Origin of the sequence: Sphingomonas sp. (genome assembly GCF_040398505.1) — a bacterium.
Lineage (GTDB): Bacteria > Pseudomonadota > Alphaproteobacteria > Sphingomonadales > Sphingomonadaceae > Sphingomonas.
Map to the genome: position 1 here is coordinate 1 of NZ_JBBATX010000081.1, position 3,474 is coordinate 3,474.

4 protein-coding genes are annotated in these 3,474 nt (G+C 66.1%); all 4 read right to left on the bottom strand.

Annotation, left to right across the window (positions count from 1 at the left end):
* Window positions 1-598 (bottom strand): hypothetical protein (locus tag ABWP09_RS10545; RefSeq protein WP_353205101.1); only part of this gene is annotated, 598 nt, incomplete at its 3' end.
* Window positions 599-714: 116 nt separating this feature from the next.
* Entirely contained in the window at window positions 715-1,263 is a 549-nt protein-coding gene (locus ABWP09_RS10550; protein WP_353205102.1) for a pseudouridine synthase, read from the bottom strand.
* Between the two features lie 8 nt (window positions 1,264-1,271).
* Window positions 1,272-2,468 (bottom strand): bifunctional alpha/beta hydrolase/OsmC family protein, encoded by a 1,197-nt coding sequence (locus tag ABWP09_RS10555; protein ID WP_353205103.1) that lies wholly within the window; start codon window positions 2,466-2,468, stop codon window positions 1,272-1,274.
* 107 nt (window positions 2,469-2,575) lie between these two features.
* Window positions 2,576-3,474, bottom strand: an 899-nt coding sequence (locus ABWP09_RS10560) for a dihydrolipoamide acetyltransferase family protein (RefSeq protein ID WP_353205104.1), incomplete at its 5' end; no start/stop codon positions are given.

Sequence of the window (3,474 nt, forward strand, 5' to 3'; positions counted from 1 at the left end):
ATTTCTGCGTCGTGATGAATTCATATTCGTCACGGTTCATCATGATCTCGTAATAAGTGAGATCGCCGCGCGCGTTGGTCAGCCAGTGATGGCCGCTGCCCGCCTGATAAATGTCGCTGAGGTCCGCCGCGCCGAACTTCGAGGTTCGGCTCAGCACTTTCGAGGCGGGGCGCTTGGCCTGCCAAATCCCCTTCATCGGCGTGGCGGTGAAGACGGCGGACGCCTCCATATAGCTTTCCCAGACCTTCGGGCTGGTGTCCCCCGGTGTACCGAAGGACGCGGGCAGCGCCTTGGGATTGGGGTTGCCAGGCTTGGTCGGGTCGGCCTGCCAGTTGAGCGCGACAAATTCCTGCCACGCGAAGCAATAGACGCTGGTGTCATCGCGCCCCGGGCTGGAGGACAGCTTCGATTCGAGCGTCTTGGGACCGGCCGTACAAGGATTCGTCGTGATCGGTGTCGCCGTGGCGGTGGTAACTGCACCGCTCGCGTTGGAACCGCCAGACTCGCCGACAGTACACCCAGCGGTCGCAAGGCCAAGCGTCAACACACCGACCATTGCCGCCCGATTCGATTTGCCGATGACTGCTAATCCCGACATCATAGCCCCCCATATGTCGATTGTTTTTGCTCAATCTCTTCGTCTGACCATCGCACATTTTCGAGGGATCGGATAGATAGCCTCGATCCGCACCGTTCCGGCGCAACGCGCGGCGCTCAAACCCCGACTTCCCGCCAGTCCCCAACCGGAACCCGCTCGAGCGTCCACTCCCCGACCCGCCACCGCACCAGCCGCAAGGTCGGCAACCCCACCGCCGCCGTCATCCGCCGCACTTGCCGGTTGCGCCCCTCGCGGATCGTCAGTTGCAGCCAGCAATCGGGCACACTCTTGCGAAACCGCACCGGCGGATCGCGCGGCCACAGCTCGGGCGGATCGATCCGCGCGACCTCGGCGGGGCGCGTCATCCCGTCCTTCAACACAACGCCGTTGCGGAGCGCAGCAAGGCTCGCGTCGTCGGGCTCGCCCTCGACTTGCACCCAATACGTCTTGGGTAGCTTGAAACGCGGGTCGGCGATGCGCGCTTGCAAGCGCCCGTCATCGGTCAGCAGCAACAGCCCCTCGCTATCACGGTCGAGCCGCCCGGCCGGATAGACGCCGGGCACGCGCACATAGTCCGACAGCGTCGCGCGCGCGGTGTCGGACCCGGCATCGGTGAATTGCGAGAGCACGCCATACGGCTTGTTGAACAGGATGAGCCGCGCCATCGGATACGCTATAGCAGCCGCGTCTCGATCCGGGGATGGTTTTCGAGCGTGCGGTGGACCGGGCATTTGTCGGCGATCACCAGCATCCGCATCCGCTGCGCCTCGCTCAGATCGCCCTCCAGCCGGATCACGCGTTCGAGCAGTTCGATCTTCGGCTTGCCGCCGGCGGCAGCGGCGCAATCGTCGGCATGGCGGCGGCTATGGCTGAGCGTGACCGAAACGCCGGTCAGCGGGATCTTCTCGTTCGCCGCGACGATCTGCAGCGTCATCGCGCTGCAGGTGCCGAGCGCCGACAGCAGCAGATCGTACGGGGTCGGCCCGAGATCGCTGCCGCCCACCGCCAGCGGTTCGTCCGCCAGGAAGCTATGGCCAGACGAATCGACGATCTGCACTAACTTCGCCTCGGTCGACGTGACGCGGACATGCCCCTCGGGCACCGCATCGATCGGCATGGCGGGGCCGAGAAAGGGTTGCACCCAGGCGGCGATGATCATCGCGGCATAGCGCGCCTGATCGGCATCGGTCAGCAAATGATCCGCGCCGTTGAGCGCCACGAAGCTCTTGGGGTGCTTGGCCGCCTCGAAAATCGCGCGGGCATTCTCGATCCCGACGGTGGCATCGGTCGCCGAATGCAGCACCAGCAGCGCGCGCTTCAACCGCCCGAGCCGCGCCGCCTGATCCTGCCCCGCAACCGAATCGAGGAAATCGCGCCCGATCCGGAACGGGCGGCCGCCGATCGACACGTCGGTGTGGTGGTCGCCAATATCCTCGGTCCCTTTGATGAGGTGCAGGACATGCGCGGGATCGAACGGTGCGGCGATCGTCACGACCGCCTTTACAGATGGGATGCGCGCCGCCGCCGCGATCACCGCCGCGCCGCCCAGCGAATGGCCGATCAGGATCGCGGGCGCGCCGAGACCGCTCTCCAGAAACGCCGCCGCCGCGACCAGATCATCGACATTGGCACTGAAATGGCTGTCGGCGAACGCGCCTTCACTGTCGCCGAGGCCAGTGAAGTCGAAGCGCAGCGTGGCGATGCCCTGTTCGGCAAGCGCAAGGCTGATGCGGCGCGCACCATGGCTTCGCGCGGTGCAGGTGAAGCAATGCGCGAACAATGCGACCGCGCGCACGCGCCCCGGCGGGAGCTCGATCGACCCCGCGAGCATAATGCCCGCGGCATTGGGGAACCGTACCGCACGCTTCATGGCCAACGCCCTCCCTGCCCCGGCAAATAGCATGACCGGACCCGCACGCGCCAAGCGGATCGGCGCGCGCACCCTTTCGGGAGCCGACGCGTCCTGCCGCTGGCGGTTCAGTCGGCGAAAAGGAGCACGGGCGTTTCCAGATAGCGCTTCAACGCCTGCACGAAGCTCGCCGCGTCCCAGCCATCGACAACGCGGTGGTCGCAGCTGATCGACAGGTTCATCAGCTTGGCGCGCACGATCTCGTCACCGACGAACACCGGGCGCTCAACGATCTTGTTGGGGCCGATGATCGCGACTTCGGGGCGGTTGATCACCGGCGTCGTCGCGATCCCACCGAGCGGGCCGAGCGACGTCACCGTCAGCGTGCCGCCACCCATTTCGTCGGGCTTCAACTTATTGGCACGCGCTGCCTCGGCGAGGCGCAGGATTTCGGTCGCGAGTTGCCAGACGTTCCTGTCCTGCGCATCGCGGATCACCGGCACGGTCAGCCCGGCATCGGTCTGCGTTGCCATCCCCAGATGCACCGCGCCATGCCGCGTCACCACGCCCGCTTCATCGTCATAGCGCGCGTTGATCATCGGGAACGCCGGCACGGTCTTGCAGATCGCCGCGATCAGCAGCGGGAGCAAAGTGAGCTTGGGGCGCTGCCCGCGATTGGCGTTGAGATCGCCGCGCATCGCCTCGAGCGCGGTGACGTCGATCTCGTCGACATAAGTGAAATGCGGGATCGCGCGCTTCGACGCCGCCATATTTTCGGCGATACGGCGGCGCATCCCGATGACCTTGATCGCCTCGTCGGCGCGCGCGTGGCTGGCGTGCGGGGCGTGATAGCCCTGGCCCTGACCATAGCGCAGGAACGCGTCGAGATCGCTGTGGCGGACACGGTCGGACTCGGTCTTCACCTGCGCGAGATCGATGCCGAGGTCGGCCGCGCGCGCGCGCACGGCGGGGGAGGCGAGGACATGTTTCTCCCTCTCCCCTTCAGGGGAGAGGGCCGGGGAGAGGG